We start from the raw sequence: 25139 nt of genomic DNA, 5'->3' as shown, positions 1-25139 counted from the left end.
TCACCGGAGTCTAACACTGAATGGAGACATCAAGCATGGTATGCATGGAATACCGAAAGAAAAATAATCGCATTAATTTATTGTGTTCATTGGCGTTTGTGCCTGCTTTAATCACCGCGCCAGTTGCAATGGGCCAAGGCGCAGTTGATGGCAGCGCGACTTATCGATTTGAGATTCAGGCTCAGCCATTGATGAAGGCGCTGCGAGATTTTACGGTAATAACCGGGCAACAGGTTGTAGTGCAAGTTGACGACATTAGCCAATATAAAAGCGCAATTGTTTCAGGGAATTTCACAGCACAACAAGCGTTAGTACAATTAGCTGCGAGTAATGATTTACGCATTGCTCAAACCGCTTCGGGTGATTTTATACTAGAGGCGGACGTGCCGAGCAGCAAGCCTGAGGCGAGTAAGATTGAGCAAATCGTCGTCGTGGGCAGTAAAACAGGTGAAACACGACAGGAGATCGCATCTAGCGTTGGGTATTTTGGTGAAGACCAAATTAAAGACCAAGTCATTTATAATGTTGAAGATGCCTTTGATCGTACCGCAAATGTTTCAATAGGCAGCTCGATTTCTGGTGCATATAGCATTCGAGGTGTAAATACGGATGGCATTGCAGGCTCCTTGAATAGATCAAATGCGCTGGCATCCATTCTGATAAACCAAGTTGCCATGGGCGTGTCTGCTGGTAACTATGTCAAACCATCGCTGTTTGATGCAACTTCTGCTGAGGTGCTACGTGGGCCGCAGTCTTCATTACAAGGGCCAAATGCACTGATTGGCTCTGTTTATATTAATTACAATCGTCCTGATTTTTATGGCTATGAAGGTGCGGTGCGAGCAGAAGCCGGGCAGTTTGATACCATGCGCCTAGCACTGATGCAAAATTTTGTATTATCCGAAGACACACTAGCTGCAAGAGTCGTGGTCGAAACACGTCAATCTGATGGTGATGTGATCAATACAACCACTGGCCGTGAGGATATTCAGAACGAAGATGAGGAAACAATTCGTTTGGCAGTTCGTTGGCAGCCTCGTGGTGATGAGGATTTGGTGTTTGATTTCACGTATATGCATAATAAATCAGACACCAATGCAACGCCTTTTGTGGCGGCTTTACCTGACGGCGATATTTTTCATGGTGAACAAGTCTACAATATTGAAGGTGACTTCCCTTCTGACTTTGATTTATTTTCTTTAGAGGCCAGTTGGCAAATAAGCGATAAGCTTCGTTTTACCTCGGTTACAGGATTCAATGATTTTGGTGTTGAGCAGCGTTTTGAGGGAGATCACACTGCTTTTGACCTGTTAGGTGTTGACGGCTTTATGAATGAAGAGCTGTTCAGCCAAGAGTTTCGCTTTAATTATGAAGGAGAGCAGTTTTCTGCCTTAGTCGGTTTATTTTACTCTGATGGAGATTATAACAATGGCTTCACCGGAGCTGGTGTTTTTCCTGACGGGCAAGGCGGAGTTGTGCCATTTAACAACACTGTTGAAAGTACAGAAATCATTGAACAGCAAGCCTTGTTCGGCCAACTAAATTGGCAACCTATCGAAGATTGGGAATTTAAATTTGGCGCGCGTTTTAACAAAGAAGAGCGCACAACAAAAGATTTTAAGGACAATGGCTTTGTCAGTGATCAGACCGCTTCTGAGTCTTTCAGCCAATTTATCCCATCTTTTACAGTCGCTCACGATGTCAGTGACATTACTCGAGTCGGTGCCAGTTACAGTCGAGGGTTTCAAGCCGGTGGTATTTCTTTTGCGATGTTCCTTGGAGAAGCGACGCCATACGGAGAAGAGTACATTGATAACTATGAACTCTTTATGCGCAACCAGCTCCTTGACGGCAAATTGTTATTGAATGCTAATTTGTTCTATTTTGATTGGTCAGATCAACAAGTCACTATTACCTTACCAGGTGGCTTACCGGGTTTTGATGACGCGGTGGTTAATGCTGGTAAATCAAAAGTCAGTGGTGCCGAATTTGAAATTGAGTATCAGGCAACCGCTGATTTAAATCTATTCGCAAACTTTGGTTTTATTGATACTGAATTCAAAGAGTTCGTTACGAAAGGTATTGATCTGGCGGGGATGTCCTTTTCTCAAGCCCCTGAGTTTACCGCAAATTTAGGTGGTTTATATCAAAACGATAATGGCTTTTTTGTCTCTATGACTTACAGCTATACCGATAAAACATATTCTCGCATTGATGCCCCTGAAATCACCAAAATCCGCGATCGTAGCCTTTTGAGTGGCCGGATCGGCTACCAGCAAGATGATTGGAGAGCCTATGTTTGGGGTAATAACCTGCTTGATGATGATTATGAAATCTTTGTCCAAGACGGTAGAGACTTTGGCCTGCCCGGCGCTTATGGCAGCATCGGTGAGCCGCGCACGATAGGTGTTGGCTTCCAATTAGATTGGTAAAGCAGCCGACGTGATGGTGTAAAAATCGATGCAGTAAGGAACGCGTTGCTCATTGGGTCATGCGTTCTTTTTAGACAATATTAGAAAGGAATGAGTGACAAGACATGACTGAACAACAAGTGAGCAAACGTGGTCTGGTAGTGAAAGGGCTAAGGAAGACTTATAAAGGCGGTGTCAGTGCGCTAAATGGCGTTAACCTTGAAGTGATGCCTGGATTGTATGGGTTACTCGGGCCTAATGGCGCTGGGAAAAGTACCTTGATGCGTACACTGGCTTCTTTGCAGCAGCCAGACTCAGGTTCAATTACTCTTGACGGTATCGATGCATTAGCAGATCCAGATAGTTTGCGTTTTAAACTCGGCTATTTGCCTCAGCAAATTGGTGCATATCCAAATGTATCTGGACGCGATTTACTTGAGCGTTTTGCTTGGTTAAAGGGTCGCACGGATAAAAAGGTGCGTAAGCAAGAAGTCGAATACTTGCTTGAGCGTGTTAATTTGGAGCGTGATGCACACAGGGCTGTTGCTACCTATTCAGGTGGTATGTTGCGTCGTTTTGGCATTGCCGTTGCGCTTATCGGTGAACCTCGTTTACTCATTGTTGATGAACCAACTGCGGGTTTAGATCCGGCAGAAAGAAGTCGTTTTCATCGTATTCTTGCTGATATTGGCTCTGATGCAGTCGTACTTTTATCGACGCATATCGTTGAAGACATTGAAAACTTATGTACACGACTGTCTATCATGGCCAAAGGCCGCATCGTTGCCGCTGGGACGCCTGATAGCTTAAAGGCGAGCCTCAAAGGACTGATTTGGGAGAAGGAAATTTCACGCGAGCAAGCTGTGCCAGATGATGCACTCCATGCGACAGCGACACCTTATGGTACGCGAGTTGTTATGGCTGGTGAAGCTTTGGCTGGGTATAGCGAGCGTACGGTGCGCCTTGAAGATGTTTATTATCATGCCTTGCGCAATGCGCAAGTCGAGGAGGTCTGATGGGACATTCTCGCACCAGCTTCTTTTTCCAAGAAGCCGCCAATGAGGCCAAGCTGGGCTTGAAGAGCTTGATCACGCCCATTGTCTTTTTCGGCCTGACAGCTTACATGCTTATTTTTTTACTCAACGCAGATTATATGCGCAGTATGGGCGCTGTGGACATTTATCGAAACAGTCCGCACGTGATTTATTTGATGGTATCAGGGCAAAGCTTGTGGCTATTTTTTGCATGGGCATGGATTTTTGCGCAAATTGTTGTTCGAGATCGTTCAGCCGAGCTCCATGAGGTTGTTCTAGCAAGTCCCATCTCGCTGCGATTACTACTTGCTGCGCGGTTTAGTGGTGCACTCGTCGTGGCTGTGATCCTAGGTTCTTCAATTTGTGTCGGCTTACTGATGGCGCCAATCCTCGTGACATTTGGTGCACTTCCGCCTGATGCTGTCGGCCCTGTACCTTGGGCGGCAGCTGCGGCTTCCTTGCTGGTATTTACCATTCCCAGTGCATTTGCCACTGGTGTGCTGTTTTTAGCTGGTGCATCATTAACCCGTTCAAATACTGGTGCGTTTGCCACTGCAGCAATACTAAGCCTGATTTGGATGATTGGTTTAGTTGTATTGCACGAGGGCGGAGTGAGCCCGATGCTTGCCTCCATTATCGATCCCTCTGCTTATGTGGAAGCTGAGCGACAAGCTTTGATATGGACACCTGCTGAGAAAAAAGTCGCGATGATTGGTCTGACAGATATGTTATTGATAAACCGTGGATTGTGGTTGTCTGTTGGGTTAATCGTGGGGGGCATACTTTTAGTTCGATTACGCCGTGAGCATCTTGCAATGGAACGCGCTCCTCGTGCACAGGCTCGCAAAGGCGCGTCAGTCTCAAAGTATTTAGCAGCGCCCGCAGGATTAATTGTCAACCCTAATTGGTGGCGTACTTTGGTGGTGGAGTGTACCTGGCATTTAAAGATCTCATTGCAGAGTTTTGGGTTACGACTCGCGCTACTACTACTCACTGCAATTGGTGTTGCCGCAGCATGGGTAAATTCGATTGGTCACATTGACGGTCCTTTGGTGCCCACACCTCAGGCATTAATTTACTTTATGGTCGGGTTCTTCTTTGTTTTTATTGTTTTTGTTGTGGTGGGCTTTGTCGGGGCATTAATGCGCCGAGATGATTGCGATGGCTTCATTGAATGGTTAGATACGTCACCGGTGCCACTTGGCACGAGATTGTTCGCACGTTTTATTGCCGCACTGGGACTCACAGCGTTACTATGCTTGGTACCCGCTGTCGCATCGGTATTAATGACGGCAATCGCTGCGCCTCACGCTCTTGATATCATTTATCCTTTTGCCTATGTATTGCTCACAGTGTTTCCAGCATTGGCTGAGTTATGTGCTATTGCAGTGCTGGCCCATGCTATTTTCCAACGCGCTGGGACGGCCTATGTTGTATCGATACTCGCTGCGTTTATCGCGATTGTGAATCATGAAGTGGAGCTGGTGCAATATACACCCGCTGCGATTGGTACGCCTATTCATGCTTACCCATCTGAACTGGCTGGTTGGTCTCCGTGGATAGCGATGATTGTTGCCCTTGCCAGCTTAAAGTTGTCCCTTGCCTTCTTGTTATTTTCTGGTAGTTGGCTTGCTTGGCGACGGGGGACCGCATTGACTCTGCGCGATCGTATTAATGAGGCAAAAAGGCGTGTGCTCGGCACTGCAGGCATAACTGCCACGGCCGCTCTGTCCTTGGTATTTGTGTGTATTGCTGTGCTGAATACTCGGTTTGTTGATGAGGGTGGATATGCTTCTTCAATGGATGCATTGGCACATGATGGAAATTGGGAGAAAAAGTGGTGGAAGCAAGCATCCCCTTATTCAATCAGTGGCGGAGAAGTGCTAATACGCCTCAACCCATCAAATGGGACTGGTGATGTCAGCTGGCGTTTAGAAGGTGTGCGCGCACAAAGATTGCATGGCACGTTACCTCATGGCGTTGAACTTGTTGGCGCGACACGAAAAGACGTGTCACTTGATTTTGCAGTGGATAGTGAGCATTTTGTTGTTGAGGCTGGCTGCTTGGTAAATTGTGAACTGGCACTTGAGCTGAACATTGGCGCTCAAGGTTGGCAGACAGAGGCGGCACCTTGGCTAGATAAAGCCAGTGTTTGGCTGCGTGCACACGATGTATTACCGGTATTAGGTCATGACCCACAGCGTTTGGTTCGCTCTATTGGCGATCGGCCCCTGCTCGGTTTATCGACACAATTGCCAGCAATCCCGCAAGCTGCTGCACTAGCCTCATTAGAGGGTGTTGCGCCTATGGGTGATTGGACTTGGTCGGTTGCTATCGATAGTGGCTCTGGTGAGTATCAGGTATTTGATAAAGGTGATATAGACGGGGTACTGGCTTTTGCATCGGTATGGCAGCGTGACGGATCATCAACGCATCAGCAATCTGGTGTTGAGTTTTTAGTGGGGGATGCTCGCCAACCGCTAGTCGATGGGTTTACGCAAGAATTGGTGTCATTGCAACAGTGTGTAGAGTCTGAATTAGGGGGGGCTTCCCCTATCAATACGGTGGTTCAAGCGCCACGTAAATCTGGTGAAATTGCGCTTTATAACGGTGTATTGTGGGCACCAGAAGACATTGCGTGGCAAAGTGACGGGACCGGCAGAGGTGCTTGGCAAAGGCAATATAACTTGGCGGCTGCATTGGCGCGTGACGCGATCAGCAGGCGAGGCGAGTTGCGAGACGAAGCTGGTGCACGTTGGTTTGTCGAGGGAGTCGCGGGTTGGACGGCACTGCGCTGTGTCGAAATTCAAAGTGGGTTTGATGCTGCAATTGCGGTGCGCAAGCGTGCCTCAGAACAACTTGCTGAAGAGTTTGCGACAACGGATAAACCCATTACCAAGGCAATGGATGGAGATATCAGTTGGCTTGGGCTTTATGCCGCTTTATCTTTGGATAGTTGGGGCGCATCTGAGTATCGTACACCCAGCTCTATGATGACGGTGTTTGAGGGCATTGACTCAGGTGATTTATTGTCTCGTTTGTCTAAAACTGTCGGGAATGACTCCCTTGAGTTGCTCATTGGTGCACCAAGAAGCAGTGATGTGGCGATAAAAAACAGCGATACAGGTGTTGAAGTGTCTGTGTTAAGTTGGGTTTGGAAAGAAGGTGGCTGGCATGCACAACCAGCGCTGCAAAGGCTTTTACTCCGTGGCTCTGACATGCATATGCAGGAATATATGCCACAATCATTGGCTCAGCGCGGTGTTGAACTTGACGGTAGCTACTTGTTTTATGCAGGGATAGGGTATGAACGCTCAATCGATGACAATCGCTTTCAAAATAAATGCGCTGACACAAAAGAAAACAGCAAATGTGGCTCAGTTTCAATAACAAGGAATGCAAATGACCAATTTAGCAAGCAGTGAATTAGCGTCGAAAGAAAACGCACCATTTAGTATAAAACCACTGATGTTTGAAACCTTTGTATGCACGATGGCCGTGATGGCATTTGCTGCATTGGCAGGGCCGATAGCCCGAGTGATTGGGTTAGAAGCATGGCAAGTTGGTACTGCCATGACCGCTGCGGGTTTAGCTTGGGTATTGATGGCTCGTTTTTGGGGGCGCTTGAGTGATAAACGCGGGCGACGTCCAGTTATATTATTTGGCCTTAGCGGGTTTGTGATCAGTTATGCATGCCTTGCATTATTTATTGATTTCTCTATGAAAACAGCTGTTGCCCCGATATTGGCATTCATTGGACTGGTGATTGGACGAGGAGTTGCTGGAGTTTTTTATGCGGCGGTACCAGCCACCAGTGCAGCATTGGTAGCAGATCATGTAACGCCTAAACAGCGTACTGCGGCCATGGCTGGTATAGGTGCGGCAAGTGCGGCAGGCATGGTGATTGGCCCAGGCTTTGTGGGCCTGATTGGTGCGTATAGCTTAAGCATTCCTTTATACGTTACGGCCATTTTACCGGCCATTGCGCTGTTGGTACTTTGGCGCGTACTGCCTAAGGTGGAGCAACATGCAAAGCCTGATGGACACTCAGTAAGTTTGACAGATGCGCGAATTCGCAGGCCTGTGGCTGTGGCTTTTGTTGCTGCGTTTAGTGTTGCGATTGCACAAATTACCGTGGGCTTTTTTATTCTTGATCGCCTTCAACTCGATACGTCAGCAGCTGCGCGCGCTGCTGGTATTGCGCTTGCGATAGTGGGTGTGGCTTTAATTGTTGCGCAAGTCGCAGTGCAAAAACTGACGTGGCAACCACAGAGATTCATTATGTTCGGCGCGCTCATTGCTGCGGCGGGCTTTATAGTTGCCTACCTTTCTTTATCTTCGGTCATGTTATGGATAGGGTATGGCTTGGCAGGTTTTGGGATGGGATGGGTATATCCATCACTCTCTGCATTGGCTGCTAATTCGGTTGAAGCACATGAGCAAGGTGCTGCTGCAGGTACGGTTTCAGCTGCACAAGGGCTAGGAATTGTGACCGGCCCAATTGTGGGCACTGCCATTTACGGGTTAGATTATGGATTGCCTTTTGCGCTGATCGCAGTGATGTTAATACTGGCAGCGATATGGCGCTCACCTAAATAGCTTGCTAGCGTTTTATTAACCAAGGTGCGCTTTAGGTTTGAACTAAGTGCACCACTTATGGTTAAAAGGTGAGAAGAGATCAACTGCGTGTTGGTGGTACTTTGTAATTGCCAAAAAACAAGAGTAGATACCATGAGTTACAAGCAGTTAATCGAAGGTCAAAGATACCAGATAGAAGCCTATTTACGCGGGGGATTTAGTTATCGAAAAATGGCCTAGCGCTTAAAAGTAAGCCACACTACCATCAGTCGGGAGATAAACCGTAACCAAATTAGAGGTTCGCACTATTTGCCAGAAGTGGCTCAAGCTCAAGCACTCAAATGGAGGCATCAAGCGTCTAAGAAAAAGTTGAGTGATTTGACAGTTATTTTTGTTGAGTATGCTTTATCACTTAAATGGAGCCCTGAGCAAATAGCTGGGGTCAGTAAAATAATAGAGCTACCTGTAAGTCATGAGTGGATTTATTTTCACATCCAAAAAGATAAGCTTAATGGTGGCCAATTATACAAACAGTTACGTCATGGGCACCGGAAATATAGGAAAGGATTAAAGCTAAACGAGCAATTATTCCCAATCGAGTAGGTATTGAGCACAGGCCAGCTATAGTGGACTTGAGAACACGCCTTGGTGATTGGGAAGTAGATACGGTGCTAGGAAAGCAAGGTACAGGTGTAATCGTTAGCTTGGTTGAGCGTAAAAGTAGGTTGTACTTAATAAGAAAAGCGCCAAGTAAGTGAGCTGAAGATGTTAGCAAAGCACTTATAAGCATGCTATGGCGTTACCGTAAACACGTCAAAATAATCACAGCAGTCACGGTAGCGAATTCTACGAACATGAGTTAGTAGCGGAAAAATTAAAGACAGAGATTTACTTTGCCAACCCATATTCCTCTTGGGAGCGAGTGCTAAACGAAAACTTCAATGGACTATTACGCCAGTACATTCGCAAAGGAACAGACTTAAGGACTGTAACGGATAAAGATATTAAAGAAATAGCAAGGGCTTTAATTTTAAGACCGAGGAAGTGCCATGAGTTTAAGCAGCCGCAAGTCGTGTTTGATGAGCTATGTCATGTGGCTTAATTTATAGAGTGGTACACTTCGGACTTGAATTTAAGTGTAATTGATTTTTAATAATTGTAAAAGAATCTAATAAAGTGGCTTTATTAGATTCTGGTGTATATAAATAGCAGTCAATTTTTTAGTTAATTAAACTTTAAGTTGACTGGTTTATTATTTTTTATTTTATTTAGTATTAACGCTAACGTCTACAACCTTGCCGTTGTATAAGTTTATGCTTTCAATCTTTTCAAATGAAGGGACTGAATCTTGTGCGTAAGATAAATTAAGTACCCCGTCCTCATCGGCCATATAAATATATATTTTCTTACTATACTTATCTACGATGGTGATGTCGTTAAATGAATTTGAATCTAAATCTGCGACTTCAACATCAAAATAGCCATGTTCCAAGTTGAGCTCATTGAAATCAACATTATACTCGTTGATTAAATCATTAATAGAAACTGGTGCGATATTTTCTAATGCTTCAATACCGTTTGACGCTTGGGCACGTCCCATGTGGTTGGTCCAGTTTATACGTCTTGCCTGATCTCCATAAGCTCCATAGCATGTTAGTGTCCACATCTGTCTGCCAAAAGCCACATTAAAACGCTGTGTACCTGACTTAGGTAGCCTCGTGTTATAGCTCCCTCCTTGAATGGTACAGTATGAGCCATTAGAGCCCCAACGATGGTAAGTGGTATGTTGAAATGGATGAACAGGGCTAGTTAAAAAATAATATATTTTAGTTTGCCCATTTTGTAGTTCAATATTAGAACTTTCTGTTACACCAACATCAGCTTGTGAGAAAAAAGAAAGGCATGAAAGTGCAGCAAATAAAGTTTTTTTGTTAAACATAATTAATTTCCTTATAGTTATATAAATGCTCGCTAAAGTTATAGCGGCATTTTTATGCTATATGTATATTCTTTTAGTGTCAATTATAATTTTTATGTTTTTGGTGTTAATGTGTTGGTGAGGTTATTTGATTAATTAATTAATTTGATTATTTATTTTAATGTTTATTTTAATGTTTTTATGGCTCTTTGTTTACATAATAAAAAACAATTAAGTTAATTCTCCGATCTTACGTTTTTATTAACTTTCCATCCGAAAAATATATCTGACATAAATAGAGTGTCTATATATGTGTTCTCGGTGTCAGCACTGGGCGGGATCACACTTTGTAAAGAAGGTGAATCTATGATCTAATAGCACTAACTTTTTCACTTTTCTTATCGCAATGTCCTTATTTTCACATCTCGAATTAGTCAAAGAAAGCCGCTCTACAATTAACCAGCACCAAAATTTGGTAGATATTATGTTTCTGATAATAAGCGCCATAACCTCAGGCTGTGAAGGTTGGCAAGATATTGAAATATATGGCAATAAAAACTGCCATGGTTAGGGTGTTTTCGCCCTTTTGTACATGGTATTCCCACACGGCACAGCATCGCTCGTATTTTTCGAGGCCTTAATCGCGATTCATTATTGCTAGCACTGTACAGTTGGGTGAACCATCAACGAGACAAACCAGGAATACCCGTTATCGCTTTTGATGGTAAGACTATTCGGGGAGCGAGCAAGCGAGCTACCGATACACTTCATTTAGTTTCAGCTTACGACTGTGATTCAGGCCTCACTTTGCTTCACAATTGTGTCGATAGCAAAAGTAATGAAATTCCAGCGGTGCGTGAGCTACTTCAAATGCTTGATATTACAGGCGCGATGGTTAAAGTGGATGCAATGCATTACCAAAAGGATACACTAAATCAACTTATTAGCCGACAAGCCGATTATGTAGTGCAGGCTAAAGGCAATCAAAAGAACCTGTACTGTGCTATTGCAAATGCATTCCAACAAAAATTTGATGCTGGCGAAGGGGGGGATGGAGGTGAAAGTGGCTTCAGATAAGTGGCATTTCCGGGAGGAAATCCGTACTGTTTACACGCTCGACGCTACGTTGCTAGATAAAGGTGTTAGGCAAGATTGGGCTGCTATTAAAGCCATTATTGCCGTTGAGCGCGTACGGACTAAAGGAAAAAAACCAGTATTGATATACATTATGACTTATGCTCATCAACAGATAACTCTCTTATATCAAGCGCAATTCGACAGCATTGGCTGATAGAAAATCAACAGCACTGGATTCTGGATGTCGTGTTCAAAGAAGGCAACGGTGCAACCCATGACCCATTAAGTGCTCAGCATATGGCGCTATTTAGGCGGGTTGTTCGTAATATGGTTAAGCAGCACACAAAAAGTAAAGGCTCAATTCGCAGCAAACTCGTTGCAGCAAGTTTCGACGATGATTTTAGAGCTGAGCTATTGTTTGGTTAATAGGAGTTAACAAAGTGTGCTCGTACCCTGATATTTGAAAAATATTTTACAGGAAAGTATGAGGTCGGTTTTGCGAATACAATATTTAATTGGAATAATGAGTGGTTTAGTGTTTTTTATAGCTTGATGGGCTAATTAAAAAATTAACCCATCATCTTATATTAGGCAGTGAAGATTAAGCCATAAAAACTTTGCCGCCTAATATTGAATTAGTTCGGGCTTACAGTAACGGTAATAGTATCAGAGTAAGTACCTGCGTCATTTAAACCGTTTGACTGAGGTGTGATTTTAAGTGAAGTTGCTTGTGTTTCACCAGAAACACCTGTACCAGCTGCTGTTGCTTTTGAATGCTTGTAAGTACCTGTTTGTAAATCAATGCCAGATGTATCACCGATGTTCAGTGTATAAGCAATTTTACTGCCCTGTGCATTGTTTGCTACTAAGAAACCACCATTTGCAGAGGTATATTCTGTTGTTGCGTTTTCACCAGTGTTACACCAAACATCAAGAGTACCGATTTCTTGAGTTTGCTGAGTAGAATCAAGTTTCAGACCTGTGATGCTGTTGTTACTACCACTGCTAGTTTTACACATTGGTTCAATCGTACCTTCAAAAGTAAACTTCGCCTCAGTGCCAGTTGTACTTGATACAGCCGCCGCAGCTGTAATTGATGTGAATGCAGTTGCAACGAATAGTGATTTTAATAGTGTTTTCATGGCTTTTCCCCTTTAAAAAACAGAAGTAGTTTTTATATCTAATTTTAATTTCTAGGTGTGTTCACCTAGTTGGCTAATTAAAAGCAAAGGGTGTGCCAATAATAAAAATTTATTCCAAAAAAATTGTGTGTTTCGTCATAAAAGTTTGTTAATTCTTTTTAAATCATAAGGTTATCTTGGGTAAACGGTTAATGATAAATTATCTCTATAGTAACCGGCTGGCATTAATTCGACATTGCCCAAAATGAACTCAAAGCCATACCACTTATTTTTGACGCCTGGATTGAAGTTGTAACTACGATAAATCTGATCAGCTGACGACATTTTGACGTTATCAAAGCTGACTGAGTAATTAATAAGCGCATTGGTGTTGGTTTCATGACGCAAACCATTGAATTCTGAGTCCAAAACGATATCGTATGAGCTATTACTGAGGATTTTTATACCCCAATAAAAGCGCATATTACTTTTTAGCTCTCCGAGGTTAATTTGATATTGGCCGTGACTGCCGGCGATTTTGCCTTGGCTGTTGTTGTCTAGAGAAATCGAAACTTGCGGTTCAGAGTAATAAGTCATGTCAAAATATTGTTCTTCAACGATTTGATTGTTTTTGACAATAGAGACTCTAATCGCACCGTTGTAAGCACCTGCAGGGAATAAGCTGTAATGACGCAGTCGAACCCACATTTGTGTGGTGCGTTCATTCAATGGTGATTTCCAAATGCCATTTCTGACTTTAATTTTTTTAAATTGGGCATCAAACAATTTGGCATACTTGTCTTGGGTTGGCCCTTCAAATACCATGGAGTAGTAATAGACGTCTTCGACCCAAATTTCATCAGCGCAGTTCAGTAGCTGCTCAGAAACTTGAACTTTTAGTGGTAAAAAAACGGTAACTCTATTTGTATGTTCAGTGATGATGTCGGTTGAATTAGAAGTGACCCATAAGTTGCCGTAACAGCTATACCAATCTGCGCGTGCCTTGGCACTGAGCATTAAAAAACTCAAAATCATTAAGGTCAAGACTTTGATTTTCATTATTGTGTGCCTCCTTTAGGCTGCGCAATGTGTGTGGAGATAGTACCTAGCCTAACAAACCTTTGTGCTGTATCTGCAATACTGAACTGCCCGCTCAGTTCATCCAGTTCAATACGATAGTGGCCAGTGCTAATACCTTCGACCACAAAGCGTCCTGTTCTATTGGTAAAGAATGCCCAGCTTTGCGCCTGTGTATCGGTCGTATTTTTATTATCCGAGTCGCCAGCGTACTGTTTGATGATACGTCCTCGTTTCATTGCAATTGGTGTGCCTGAGTGATCAACCAATGTGCCTATCACGGTATAAGATAAGTCAGAACCAATTTGAATATGATGTCCTGTCGCTGCGCCCCCGACCTTAACATACATACCAGGCCCCCAGTCATAGCCAAGTGGCGCATTGGGTACATCAATATTGAGTTGCGCTTTACTGTAACCACTGCCTAAGTCTATAAGTGAACCAATTTGATTGCTTGGCTTTGATTGAGCTCGTCCCGCTCTGTCGATATTGACCAGTACATCTGCGTCTTGCAACGTTTTATGTTTGGTAATAACCGCAAAGGGTGCTGTTGTGGTTGCACTCATACCGACGTGTCCGTCAGCAATACCGAGGCTGGTCGACAGATTTACACTGCTGGTACTATCGGAACCAATACCATAGCGAGAATAGTTGCTGGTACTGACATCCGCTCTCATCAATGAGCCGGTATAGCTGGCCTCTAATTGTTCTTGTCTAAAGCCTTCGCCTTGCTCTGCCAAGACTTGATAGCCGTAGTCATTGACAAAGTTGTAATTGGTTTTGCCATAACTGGCGCTGGTGACCTTTGTCCGGCTATTATATTGCGCTCGGGCTCTGTGGTTTGAACGACGGCTATCATAGTTCCAGGTAAAGGTGAGGAAAAGTCTGTTATCTGAGACAAACCGTTCATCTTCACTGTCGCTAAAGTTGTAACCTAGCCTAAAGCGGATATCCTCATAGCGTACATTGAATTCAGCAGTGATGATATCTGTTGTTTCATTGTCGTCATTGTCTGCACGAGCAGCATTGAGGTTAATATCCATATGTTGATTGATAAAATAACTGTAATCAACAAATGCACGATTTCGATTATTAATAGTATCAAACTCAAGCCAAGGAGTGTTGGTAAAGTTATGGCTGATCTCGTAGCCAAGGCGTAAGTTGGGTGAGCCAAAGTTACCATGACCCCAAACGCTATGTTCGGTTTCTACTGAATAAATATTACCGGTAGTGCCATCTTTCTCGCTCTGCGAGTAGCGCAATGAAAGATTACCGAGAGGTGTGTTTATGGTTGCCAAAGAGCCAATTACATGGCCAATGGGATGCACTGCACCGTTAAATCCAAAGGTAAAATTGTCACTTAAACCGTATTCGTAAGTACCAGATATGAGTAGATCGTCATCGTATTCGAAACGTCTTTCTTCAAATGTAGACAAATACCCAATGGCAAAAGAGTAGTCGCTTAAACCTTTGGCAAGTAACCTTGCATTATAATGTGTAGTAAAATTAAACTCTTCTGTTTCGCCATTAGGGTAGGTGGCAATAACGCGAATGTCGTTTTCGCCTGAAGTAAGGGGAAGGTCACTAAGGTCATAACGACCGGCATTTAGACGCAATCGAGAGATTAAAAAGTCGTTAATGTAGACTTCTAATATGGCCATGCGTGGGAGAACAAATTGTTGGCTATTACCGGGGGTTATCCTACGTTGTGGCTGCAGCTTAGAATAGGCTTTGCTGAAACTGAATCCAGCTAGCTGTGCGCCAGATAAATGTCCTGTGCTCGTTATACTGGTATCACCCAAGGTCAAGCGCAGTGGCTTGTTAGGTTGGTCGTAGTAAAGTGCAGTTTCTCCTCGGTAGACTTTGCTGTCTCTGCGACTGCCATCTTCCCAAAATAATGAACTGCGCATGTTGATACCATCCCCGCCACCAATATTTGAATTCATCAGCCACTCAAACTGTGATCTATGGTCATTATGATTGTTGAAACGTTCATGATTTAAATTGAGGTTGTTCAGCATGGCCCAATAAGCTTCCCCTTTGGGTTGCTCAAAATGGGTTTGTCGACCATATGATAAGTTGTCAGTTGCCATAGCTGTTTCTGACAGTGTCATATCAATGATGAGATCTTGAGGCTGTAATTTCAATTCAATACCTTGCGCCGCAAACTCTTCGGGTGTGATGGCTTTTTCACCTTGAGTGGTAAGCCACATAATGACATCTTGGCTTAGTTGGGGGCTTAGTTGCTGTTTAAACTCAGCAGCAGAGACAGATTTTAGTTCAAAGCCGTCTGTGGTGGCAGAAATTTGCCCCACCTCGGCAAGATATAGCCGTACTGGAAAGTCCATCTCGAATGAGGCTGAAAAAACACGAGTAGCCGAAAACAACAGAAGTGTGATTAACACACTTCGCAAATGAGTAGGCCAGAAATAAGCGCCTATTTTAAACATGGGCTAAATTACTTTTGATTAAATAGGCTGATAAGTTTTGCGCTCTTACTAGGCTTTTCATTCAGGATCGATTGCAAGTCAACTTCCATTTTATGTCCCGGCATGATAAACCGGCCAGAGGTGATAGATTGAAGCTGTGCCCACTCTATATTGGTTTCGCCATTATGGAACTGATAGTCAAAGGTCGACAAATCTAAAACGCGTTTCCCAGAATTGGCAATGGTAAAAGTGCAATCTTCAATTTTTTCACACTGGATAGAGGTTTGTGCTTGCGCATTGATCCCCTCTGGACTGACAAATACCAGAGTGGCGAAATTAAAGACCATTTTTACCCCAGATTTGTCATCTTCTTCAGGTAAAGGAAGCTGCTTAAAAACGATGCGGTATGAGTGCGTTTCTTTGAGCTCTGGTGAGCCCAAGTATTTGGCGCGAAATACTTGATAGCTGTTTGCGGCAACTTCGACCTGTGGAGGAAGTACGATGAAGTCATCTTCTGCAGGCACCAGTACTTCTTGCTGGTTTTCATCAAATGTACGTTTATATACTTCTATTTCGATTGGTAATGTGTTCTCACTGGGGTTTTGTAGTCGGTAAGTAACCAACGACTTTTTACCATGCGCTGCAAGGTCAACAATCATAGGTTGAACTTGGTAGGCCAAGGTTGGGAGTGATAACCAAAAAAGTAACAACATAAATAAACGCATTTGACTTCCAACAAACAAGCTTGAATATAAAATTTGCTATACGATACCTTTCCTATTTTCTAACACAAGCATAATTTGTGTACTTATGAGAAATAAGTCTTAGTTATTTCATCGATTTTGAGTATGAGACCGGTGTTTAATCAGCTTGTTTACTGATCAGAAAGCCGTGTTGCTAAATTCCTCTTTGTTTCATTGAGCAAGTTTAGGTACTGGTCAGGCCCTTAACCCCCAATTAATATACTTTTTTGAGTTTAATTATTTGATCGCGAGTACGAATTCTGGCTACCGAAATTTGATTGAGCTTGATGCTGAGCACGTATTTAGTTGGTTAAGCCAGATATTTACTTTATTAAATATTTCATCATGTTTGTTAATAAGTTGACATTAAAGTTGGTTTTTATTGACTATATGGTGTGCAAAATAATAACAAGGAAATGACATGGCAATAAAATGTATTAATAGCCGGGTGTGTGTACTCGCGTTATTTACTATCAGTAGTACGTCATATGCAAGCAGTCAATTCGCCCAAGTATCATTAGATCTAACTCACGATAAAGCTCAGTATCAAGCAGCATTGTCAGATATTCTTGAGTTCAGTGAACTGGTACATAGGGTGCGTTACTACTATCCAAGCCATGCAGTATCAAATACACAATGGGAGAATTTTTTAGAACATAGTATTAGTAAAATGGTGGAAGCACCTACTACAGAAAGATTAGACACGGGCTTGTCTTTGTTAAAGCAGGTCGCACCGCATATTTATCGCAGTGTAGATCAGCTACCTATATTTAGTGATACCGACGTTGTAAATACGTGGATAAATATCGGCGCAAGGACAATGAATGGTAATTTTCGCGCCTTACAAACCTTTGAGTATGGTAATATTTCTAATTGGGAAGTGACATCGAAACGTCAAGTATACGACGATGTGTATGCAGGGCAGCCCATCTTTTGGCCACTTTACTTAGAATATCAACAAGGCCTAAAAGGACAAGCTTATACAGCTTCCAATTTAAGTACTTCTTTGGCTTCCCCCCCAAAGTGTATGGCTGCACTGAGCATGATATGGGGAGAAACCAATCACTTTTGGCCGTATTTTGAACAAGTGCCGCTTAACTGGAAAAATAGCCATGAAAACTTACTTGCAGCTTGTACTGGGGACGCAAAAAATATAGAGCGAGAAGTACAAAGAGAGTTTACCAAGCTCCAAGATAATCATTTGTTTATTTTGTTGCCTGCGCAGTTTTCAAAATTTGGTGATTATCGACTTCCGCTTGATTTAGAGTACATTGAAGGCAAAGCCATCTTAAGTAAGAAAACGCATTATTTGACTTTGCAAGCTGATATTGGAGATGAATTGATTGCGATTGATGATGTATCAGTCGAAGATCTTATCAATGCTGAGCTAGGCAAAACATTTAGAAGCCCGCATGTTGAAAAAAGAACTGCCGTTTCTAGGTTTCATCGCAGTTATAAAACGCCGGAGCTTGTGAAGCTGACCTTTAAAAAGTTATCCGGAGAAATCTTCACCACTACAACGGGGACAGTGCATAAAGATGTCATGGGGCCACTGCATGATCATCGACCAGATCAGCCTTTACTAGAAGAACTCGGTGATGGCGTCGTTTTATTTAGACTGTTTAAAATGACTGATGAAGCAGCGTTAGAGCAAGCGGTAGAGGTGTTAAAAAGCGCCAAAGGGATAGTGCTGGACATGCGCAATTATCCTAGTAACTTCTCTTTGACGTTAAGGTTTTTAAGTTACTTTACAGATAAACTCACAACGGTTGGGCCTTTTATTGTTGCAGCTCAGAGATTACCAGAACAAGCGGACTCCTTTGTATTATCAGAACCACCAAGATTACCTAATACCGAAAAGCTGTTTAACGTGCCTACGGTTGTTATGAGTGAGCGGAAAAATCAAAGCGCCGGTGAGCACATGTTGATGTTTGTCCAAAGTATGGGTTTCCCAATTATCGGAGAAGTGACAACTGGTATTAATGGAGACATCATGGTTGGTGAAGTGTTTAAAGGTGATAACGACAGTGCGATTACATACGTGTATACCAGTAAACGCTCCGATCAAGTGGATGGCAGCAAGCTGATTGGCGTAGGTATTCAGCCGGATCACTTGGTACCAGTTACGCAAGTATCATTTGCTACAAACAGTGATATTCAATTAGAAAAAGCCCGGCAAGTACTTGATGATATGATGGGAAATTAGATATTAGCAGGGTATATGGCGCCAAATGGCGCCATATTGCTTTCAATGTAGATAAGGGAATAAGGTTAGATTTCAAATTGACTTGTTAAAATAAACTCTTTAATACCATTATCAAGCTTATCTAAATCTTCCCATTCGCTATAAATGTCTTCCAGCATGTGTATTTCGTCAATGCATTCGCCACCTTGATATTTCATGATAATTGGATGCAAAAAGCCATGTGTTGAAAACTTGGGTTTTTCGTTCTCATCTTTTGGCAGTTTGTAACTGAATTCAAGCGTATAGCCACTGAAATTTTTAAATAACTCTTCTTGTTCAAAGACTAATTTAGGGATACTTTCGTAGAACTGAAAATTATTTTGCGCATCAAGTGCGTAAACATCATATACGTTACCAAATAAAAACCAAATGGTGGTTGCACGTCGAATTTGCTCGCTGATGGCATCATATAAATCTGTTTCTGCTGTGATTGTTTGCTTAGCTTGCCATGTGCGATTTTGGAGCTTGTTCACTAGTATCTCGGCCAGCGTTTGTGCATTGTGTCGAATGCCATGTACAAAGGGGGTAGAGGAGTCTTTGTAATCATTGCACTGCATATTCGCGCCACAGAAAAACAGATTATCAATATTGGTACTTTGCCATTGATGGTTGAGCTTGGGGAATTTGTCCATCAAGCATAAGTCAGGCTTTAAATCAGCACTATAGTGATCAAAATTGCATTTAAAGCCACTGCAATTGACGATATGATCGTATGTGTTGGACTCTCGTTCTCCATCCTCTGAGAAAATCATATCCACTAAGTATTGGCCTTGCTCGGTCGGTTTAATTGACGCTATGGTGCCGTTTAGGATGGCATTTTGTTGCTTGAGGAAAAAGGTATCTAAAAAACCTTGATTGACTGAGCGCAAGTGCCCTGGGTAGTGGCTAACCCATGCAAAATTAAAGTCTTTAGGGCTTATTACATGCGTATTCGCTGATACTTCCATCAGGCTGTCAGCCGTTTCAAAAGCAGAGTTTCCTTTACCAAGGATCAAGATGCGTTTATTTTTAAATTGAGAGACATCATTGCTCATTTCTGTGTAGGGGATCACATGCTCGACACCATCAATATTTGGTACATTTAATTCCCCAATACCAGTTGCATCGACCAAGATATTAGCGTTGTAAGTTTTGTTGTTTCGACAGCTAATTACAAATTGCGAGTTGGTTTTTGTTATTGAATCGACATGGGTATTAAATTGGATCGGTAATTCATAGCGTGTGGCAAATTGAGCCATATACTCGACCAGCTTATCACTACTCGGGTAGTAACTTTGGTCAAAGTCCTTAAATGAAAAGTCATCATCATCATTGAGCAATGAATTCCAATCCCAACGCAGGTTTTTGGTTTTATCGTCGAATCCGGTATGCACTTTATTTATTGAAATAAGTTTGCGATGTACAGGGTATGTAGCGAAGAAGCTACCTGGAATATCGGCGCGTTCAAGCACAACATGAGACACGCTTGCTTTGTTTAAAAAGTAGCTGAGCTGCATGCCGGCAGGGCCTGCGCCAATGATAACAACTTGGTGGTTTGACTCCATTATTAACACTCCTTTTGTAATGACTTAGTCTGTTCACTGATTTTTATAAAGTGTTCGTTGGTAATGATTTGGTTGGGTGGCTGAGCAGCTGCAATTTTACCTTTTTCGATAACTAGCACCTGATCAGACAAATTGATACTGTTTAAGTTGTGTGTGATGACAAGGACGATTTTATTCCTCGCGATTTCTCTCAGGTGCTGATGCAGTATTGATTCTGTGGCCTTGTCCAAAGAGTTAGTGGCTTCGTCGAGTATGAGTATGCCGCAGTCACTGTATAGTGCTCTTGCAATGGCAAGGCGTTGTTTTTCGCCACCGGACAAATTGTTGGCATTAGTACTGATATTACTGTCGATTGTGATCTGATTGTTTTTTATAACGCGGTCAAACTGTGAGAGTGCAAGTGCGCGGTTAAGCCTCAGCTCATCAATCTTTTTATCGTTATCGACAAGCGTAATATTTTGCCAAATTGTGCCATTGAAAAAAAATGGGTCTTGCTCAATCAGCGCCACATGTTTGTGTGGACTGCCTTGTTGTGATTTTGCTTCAGCATCAGACAATAAGATTTTGCCTTGGTAGTTATAATACAGCCCGGAAATGAGTTTGATCAGGGTACTTTTTCCAGAGCCAGAGCGACCGACAATGGAATAAATATGATTGCGCTGAAAAGTGTAGTTGATCCCATTGAGAGCTTTTTCTTTATTATTCTGATAGCTAAACGACAAATCACACAGTGATATATGCTTGATATCTTCGGCAGATTTTGTGTTGATGGCGTGCAATTCGTAGTCACATTGCAATAACGTTTCTAAGTTGTTGATTGCACTTTTGGCTTTGGCAGTAACTGTATTAATATCGCTGATCGAGGCAAATGAATATGACATTAACAGCAATACCATCACAAAAGCGACCAGTTCACCTGATGCCATTGTCCCCGATATGACGTTATGCCCGCCAATCCAAAGCACCAAGATAACACTTGAAAATCCACCAAATATAATCAAGCCTGAGACAATAGACTCTAGCGAGTGTAGCCTTTTTGTCGCGCGGTAGACGTCACTTGCTTTTGACTCTATTTGCGTGGAGAGTAACCCTTCCATTTTGTGCACTTTGATAGATTGGATACCACTGAGAGATTCAATTATGGCGGCGTTGAGCATAGAGACCATATCCCGTTTATGGCTATTGGCTTGTGAGACTTTTTGGCTGATACGAAAGATCATTAAGATCACCACAGGCACGGCAACGATGGAAACTAAGGTCATATAGACATTGGTAACAAGCAAATAGATAAATCCACACAGCAAGGTGGCAGATGCTTGTATTAAAATACTCAAAACAAAGTGGACATAAACATTAATGGCTTTGATGTCGTAATCGACATTAGAATACAATTTAGACGGCGCTGTTTGGTCAAAGAGTTGCTGTTGCTTATACATTAAACGGCCAATGGCAAAGCTCATCAACTTGGTGCTCATCATTTCTTTGACATCAAATACGAGTTTTTGTCTCAGGGCATTGCTTGCTACAAAGGTCAGTAACAGAAGCAAAATGATGGCAACAAATTGGTTTAGTGTGGTTGCAGTGACCTCTTGCTTAAACAGCAGCTCAACGGTATAAGCAATCCCAAATGAGCTGCAAACGACAAGGACGTTTAGCATAACAATACACGTTATTGCCCAGTAGCGTTTGGCACATAACGACTTCAGTGTTTGATAAACGACCCCTTCTACATTGAATAGCATATGTTTAAATCGACTCTTCAATGACTTTTAATAATTTACCTGTGCCACAACATTTATCGTCGTAGTCTTCTACATGTCGGGCATTGATTACACGATCATGAGGGCAACCGCCATTACAAATTGAAAACCACTTACATTCATGCATGCGAGAGTGTGACTCAACCTCTTCCAGTACTGAGGTTTGGTTATGTTTCGAGTCGGCTAGCAGCGTGGCTAAATCTGAATCCAGCAATGATCCATAAATACTGCCAATGTCACCAACATATTTATCACAAGGCGACACGTCCCCGTTTGGCTCGATAGTAATGATCTCTTGTGAGCAGTTGCCAGCCCAATAACAGGCAGAGAGTTGTTTGCTCCTGTCTGCTAATACGTCCATAAAGTTTTCGAACATGCGGATCTGAATAATGCCGCGATATTGAGCATGCCAAACGGTATAAACTCGACTTAGAAACTCGATATACTCTTTGTAGCTAATATAAGCATCGCCAATATCATCACCGGGCTGTGCGCGGTTATCAGGAACAATGTTTAAAAACTCAATGTCATTGAGCTCAATCGATGCGAGGTAACTGAGCAACCGCTCCGGGCTTACATTGTACACATCTCTATCAACGACTATCAGCGCGCCATAGGGGATCCCATATTCTTGCAAACGCTTGATCCCTTCGGCAACTTTTAGGCTTGTCGGGCGTCCACGGACATCAAGCCGACGAGTATCATTAATCTCAGGCACCCCATCAAAGCTAATCCCAACGGCCATGCCAATACCTTGTAAAAAGGTGAGCCATTCTTTTGAGATATTCACCGCATTTGATTGCATGGTGTTGGTGATAAAGTGATCTTTGCGTTTGAACTGCTCTTGAAGCCAGATTAATTTTTTGAAAAACGCAGGACGCAACAGGGTGACTTCGCCGCCATGCCATACGAATTCGACTCGTGAGACATTGGGAATAGCCAAGATGCGCTTTACAATGGAAATGAGGTTTTCAAATTTGACCGTTTGGTTAGGTCCCTCAGCCCATGAGTGGCAATAAGTACACCTGAGATTGCAAAGTCGTGTGGCTTTTAGTACCACCACCACCTTGCTTGCGTTGAGTGGCTTGGCTTCGAAATAGGCGTCTTTCTCACGTCTAAATAGCGCAAGCTCTTCCTCGTCAAGCATATCACTATCTGGGATTTCACCTATCAATTGTGACGCTAAACGAGAGTATTGGTAATCCGTTAATTCTAGCTGATTGACGGGATTAACGGGTTCTTCTATTACTTTGACGGAAATATCTCCGAGCATGATGCATTCTCCCTAACTAATCAGTTCACCTTGAACCATTTTTACTTGCCGATTGGCCATGCTAGCCGCTTTATCGCTGTGCGTTACCATGACGATGGTGGCATCGCAGGCGGTATTTGCATGGTGTAGAATATCGAGTACTGTTTGTCCTGTTTTTTCATCCAAGTTACCTGTTGGCTCATCGGCCAAAATGATACTGGGCTGACATGCCATGGTTCTGGCGATGGCAACGCGTTGTTGCTGTCCGCCTGAGAGTTGGCTTGGATAGTGGTCGCGCCGTGATGACAGAGACAGCTTGTCTAATTCTTGCTCCGCTACAGCTGTGCGCTCTTTTAGTCCCACCCCTCTAAATTTAAGGGGCAGCATCACGTTTTCGATCACGCTTAAATCAGGGATCAAATTGAATGACTGGAATACATACCCTAAGTGCTCACGACGGTATTTGAGCTTCTTTTTTTGGGATATGCCGGTAACGCTTGTGCCGTTTAGCTCTATGAGACCCTGATCAATATTTGAAAAAAGACCTATCGCATTGAGTAGCGTTGATTTACCAGAGCCCGACTTGCCTGTAATAGCCAAAAATTCGCCTTTTTTGACCTGTAATGACACGTTGTTCAGTGCAGTCGTTTTTAACTTTTTGGTGTAAAAATGCTTATATACATTTTCTAGTTTGATCATGTTACTCAATGTACAGCTCCTCTTTATAATTCTTATTCCAATCCAAAATAATGAGCTCTTGGCCAAGGATGTTGGGGTTATCCACGAGCACTTTATCGCCAATCTGCTCCTTGATTTTCAACAGTGTTTTAACTGCTTTGGATTGGTTGCTTTTCAATAAATAAATAAACATGTCGTTATTTTCTTTAAATGTGGCATTCAAAGGTACGCTTGGTAGCTTTGTGTCTGCTGTGCCTGTGAGGGATACTTCGATAGATTGGCCAACTTTGACTTGCGTATTCATGCTCTGCTGGAAAGGCACTTCAAGGTGCATACGAAATTTACCTTGTTTTACCAGAGGGAAAATTTTGATAATGTTCAACGCAACATCGCGATTCTTGATGCTTCCCTCGGCTTGCATGGCGTCATGAACACGGCTCAAATAATACTCACTGAGCTCTACTTCAATTAAAAAGTCATCAATAAGATCTAAAGAACCAAACTCTTGCTTAGGTAATATCTGCTGACCAAACTCAATATCAAAGCCGGATAAATTGCCTGAAATAGGTGCTCTTATCACCAGCTGTTGTTCGCTTTCTTGCAGTTTGAGCAGGAGGGTATTGAGTATATCAACCGTATCGTTGATTTCGCTAAGTTGATGCTTAATATGGTCTTTCTGTGATTGGTAATAACTTGCCAATACTTGTTGTTTTGCTTGCCAACGGGTGAGGTTACTTTGTACGTCCTGTACTTCCGACTCTTGCGTTAAGTTGTTTCGTAACAGCTGCTGTTTTTGAGCGAGCTCCCTTTCCAATACACTGACTTGAAAAATGGCATCCTCTAATGATAGCTTTGAGGTTTTTAATTCCCGACGCAGATTTAAGCGCATATTTTTAAGGTTACTTATTTGTTCTGATATTTGCGCAATCTTTTCTGTGAGCTTGAGAATGTAATCGTAATTCTCTAACTCAAGGAGCACCTCGCCTTTTTCTACGAATGAATTTTTCTTGTTGAGATAATACTTAACGCGACCGCCAATATCTGAAGATAGCTTAATTGACTTTCTGGGTTTGATGGTACCCACAGCAGTGATGTTTGGATTTACGCTGGCAATTTTAACGCGACTAATGTCTTTAATCGGTATGCTGGAGATTGATTGATTGCTGTATAAAAGCCCTAGTGCAATTGACAGTATAATAACGACAATGGCAAAGATGATTTTAGCTTTGTTATATTTTGGCTGCTCTATGACTGTATCCATCTCATGGCTCC

Annotated in this window: 15 protein-coding genes and 2 pseudogenes; 7 read left to right on the top strand and 10 right to left on the bottom strand. The window is 42.7% G+C overall.

What is annotated here, in order from left to right; translation table 11 throughout:
• Positions 1 to 44 precede the first annotated feature (44 nt).
• From N477_RS03595 to N477_RS03575, 5 genes and pseudogenes are all read left to right on the top strand, one after another.
• Complete coding sequence (locus N477_RS03595; protein WP_063364347.1) at positions 45 to 2432, top strand: TonB-dependent receptor; 2388 nt, start codon at positions 45 to 47, stop codon at positions 2430 to 2432.
• A gap of 104 nt (positions 2433 to 2536) precedes the next feature.
• Positions 2537 to 3427 carry an ABC transporter ATP-binding protein gene (locus N477_RS03590; RefSeq protein ID WP_063364346.1) on the top strand — a complete coding sequence of 297 codons (891 nt, stop codon included), beginning with the start codon at positions 2537 to 2539 and terminating at the stop codon, positions 3425 to 3427.
• Positions 3427 to 6870, top strand: coding sequence for an ABC transporter permease (locus N477_RS03585; RefSeq protein WP_063364345.1), 3444 nt, complete (start codon positions 3427 to 3429; stop codon positions 6868 to 6870). The genes N477_RS03590 and N477_RS03585 overlap by 1 nt, the downstream gene beginning before the upstream one ends.
• On the top strand, positions 6848 to 8044 hold the full coding sequence (locus N477_RS03580) for an MFS transporter (protein ID WP_063364344.1): 1197 nt from the start codon (positions 6848 to 6850) through the stop codon (positions 8042 to 8044). Before N477_RS03585 ends, N477_RS03580 begins: the two co-directional genes overlap by 23 nt.
• 132 nt (positions 8045 to 8176) lie before the next feature.
• Positions 8177 to 9125, top strand: a pseudogene (locus N477_RS03575) (IS30 family transposase).
• Positions 9126 to 9287: 162 nt separating this feature from the next.
• On the opposite strand, the gene N477_RS03570 reads toward N477_RS03575, so the two are convergent.
• Positions 9288 to 9962 (bottom strand): hypothetical protein, encoded by a 675-nt coding sequence (locus N477_RS03570; RefSeq protein ID WP_063364343.1) that lies wholly within the window; start codon positions 9960 to 9962, stop codon positions 9288 to 9290.
• Positions 9963 to 10347: 385 nt separating this feature from the next.
• On the opposite strand from N477_RS03570, the pseudogene N477_RS25560 reads away from it, so the two are divergent.
• Positions 10348 to 11444 (top strand): annotated as a pseudogene (locus N477_RS25560) (ISAs1 family transposase).
• Between the two features lie 209 nt (positions 11445 to 11653).
• On the opposite strand, the gene N477_RS03550 reads toward N477_RS25560, so the two are convergent.
• The 4 genes from N477_RS03550 to N477_RS03535 form a co-directional block, all read right to left on the bottom strand.
• Positions 11654 to 12160 carry a hypothetical protein gene (locus tag N477_RS03550; protein ID WP_063364339.1) on the bottom strand — a complete coding sequence of 169 codons (507 nt, stop codon included), beginning with the start codon at positions 12158 to 12160 and terminating at the stop codon, positions 11654 to 11656.
• A gap of 171 nt (positions 12161 to 12331) precedes the next feature.
• Positions 12332 to 13198 (bottom strand): hypothetical protein, encoded by an 867-nt coding sequence (locus N477_RS03545; RefSeq protein ID WP_063364338.1) that lies wholly within the window; start codon positions 13196 to 13198, stop codon positions 12332 to 12334.
• On the bottom strand, positions 13198 to 15564 hold the full coding sequence (locus N477_RS03540) for a fimbria/pilus outer membrane usher protein (RefSeq protein WP_063364456.1): 2367 nt from the start codon (positions 15562 to 15564) through the stop codon (positions 13198 to 13200). The genes N477_RS03545 and N477_RS03540 overlap by 1 nt, the downstream gene beginning before the upstream one ends.
• Positions 15565 to 15674: 110 nt before the next feature.
• The gene (locus tag N477_RS03535; RefSeq protein WP_063364337.1) at positions 15675 to 16370 is read right to left on the bottom strand and encodes a molecular chaperone; all 696 of its coding nucleotides are present in this window, start codon (positions 16368 to 16370) and stop codon (positions 15675 to 15677) included.
• Positions 16371 to 16809: 439 nt separating this feature from the next.
• On the opposite strand from N477_RS03535, the gene N477_RS03530 reads away from it, so the two are divergent.
• A complete protein-coding gene (locus tag N477_RS03530; RefSeq protein ID WP_063364336.1) occupies positions 16810 to 18594 on the top strand; it encodes a S41 family peptidase in 1785 nt (594 codons plus the stop codon).
• Positions 18595 to 18659: 65 nt separating this feature from the next.
• Here the strand turns inward: N477_RS03530 and N477_RS03525 are convergent, their stop codons facing one another.
• From N477_RS03525 to N477_RS03505, 5 genes are read right to left on the bottom strand one after another with little or no spacing between them, the layout of a single operon-like run.
• Positions 18660 to 20177: an NAD(P)-binding domain-containing protein gene (locus N477_RS03525; protein WP_063364335.1), complete on the bottom strand. Its 1518-nt coding sequence runs from the start codon at positions 20175 to 20177 to the stop codon at positions 18660 to 18662.
• Positions 20178 to 20179: 2 nt separating this feature from the next.
• Positions 20180 to 21919, bottom strand: a complete 1740-nt coding sequence (locus N477_RS03520; protein ID WP_063364334.1) for an ABC transporter ATP-binding protein — start codon at positions 21917 to 21919, stop codon at positions 20180 to 20182.
• Positions 21920 to 21923: 4 nt separating this feature from the next.
• Positions 21924 to 23210, bottom strand: a complete 1287-nt coding sequence (darE, locus tag N477_RS03515; RefSeq protein ID WP_063364333.1) for a darobactin maturation radical SAM/SPASM protein DarE — start codon at positions 23208 to 23210, stop codon at positions 21924 to 21926.
• A gap of 12 nt (positions 23211 to 23222) precedes the next feature.
• Entirely contained in the window at positions 23223 to 23888 is a 666-nt protein-coding gene (locus tag N477_RS03510; protein WP_063364332.1) for an ABC transporter ATP-binding protein, read from the bottom strand.
• Between the two features lies 1 nt (position 23889).
• Entirely contained in the window at positions 23890 to 25128 is a 1239-nt protein-coding gene (locus N477_RS03505; RefSeq protein WP_063364331.1) for an efflux RND transporter periplasmic adaptor subunit, read from the bottom strand.
• Between the last annotated feature and the right edge of the window lie 11 nt (positions 25129 to 25139).

This window comes from Pseudoalteromonas luteoviolacea H33-S (assembly GCF_001625695.1).
Taxonomy (GTDB): domain Bacteria; phylum Pseudomonadota; class Gammaproteobacteria; order Enterobacterales; family Alteromonadaceae; genus Pseudoalteromonas; species Pseudoalteromonas luteoviolacea_B.
Note: the sequence above shows the minus strand (reverse complement) of the source record. Positions and strands in the feature narration are given on the sequence as shown.

Bases quoted from the DNA above. Each gene is read 5' to 3' on its own strand.
- N477_RS03595 (WP_063364347.1), top strand. From the start codon at position 45: ATGGAATACCGAAAGAAAAATAATCGCATTAATTTATTGTGTTCATTG.
- N477_RS03590 (WP_063364346.1), top strand. From the start codon at position 2,537: ATGACTGAACAACAAGTGAGCAAACGTGGTCTGGTAGTGAAAGGGCTA.
- N477_RS03585 (WP_063364345.1), top strand. From the start codon at position 3,427: ATGGGACATTCTCGCACCAGCTTCTTTTTCCAAGAAGCCGCCAATGAG.
- N477_RS03580 (WP_063364344.1), top strand. From the start codon at position 6,848: ATGACCAATTTAGCAAGCAGTGAATTAGCGTCGAAAGAAAACGCACCA.
- N477_RS03570 (WP_063364343.1), bottom strand. From the start codon at position 9,962: ATGTTTAACAAAAAAACTTTATTTGCTGCACTTTCATGCCTTTCTTTT.
- N477_RS03550 (WP_063364339.1), bottom strand. From the start codon at position 12,160: ATGAAAACACTATTAAAATCACTATTCGTTGCAACTGCATTCACATCA.
- N477_RS03545 (WP_063364338.1), bottom strand. From the start codon at position 13,198: ATGAAAATCAAAGTCTTGACCTTAATGATTTTGAGTTTTTTAATGCTC.
- N477_RS03540 (WP_063364456.1), bottom strand. From the start codon at position 15,564: ATGGACTTTCCAGTACGGCTATATCTTGCCGAGGTGGGGCAAATTTCT.
- N477_RS03535 (WP_063364337.1), bottom strand. From the start codon at position 16,370: ATGCGTTTATTTATGTTGTTACTTTTTTGGTTATCACTCCCAACCTTG.
- N477_RS03530 (WP_063364336.1), top strand. From the start codon at position 16,810: ATGGCAATAAAATGTATTAATAGCCGGGTGTGTGTACTCGCGTTATTT.
- N477_RS03525 (WP_063364335.1), bottom strand. From the start codon at position 20,177: ATGGAGTCAAACCACCAAGTTGTTATCATTGGCGCAGGCCCTGCCGGC.
- N477_RS03520 (WP_063364334.1), bottom strand. From the start codon at position 21,919: ATGCTATTCAATGTAGAAGGGGTCGTTTATCAAACACTGAAGTCGTTA.
- darE (WP_063364333.1), bottom strand. From the start codon at position 23,210: ATGCTCGGAGATATTTCCGTCAAAGTAATAGAAGAACCCGTTAATCCC.
- N477_RS03510 (WP_063364332.1), bottom strand. From the start codon at position 23,888: ATGATCAAACTAGAAAATGTATATAAGCATTTTTACACCAAAAAGTTA.
- N477_RS03505 (WP_063364331.1), bottom strand. From the start codon at position 25,128: ATGGATACAGTCATAGAGCAGCCAAAATATAACAAAGCTAAAATCATC.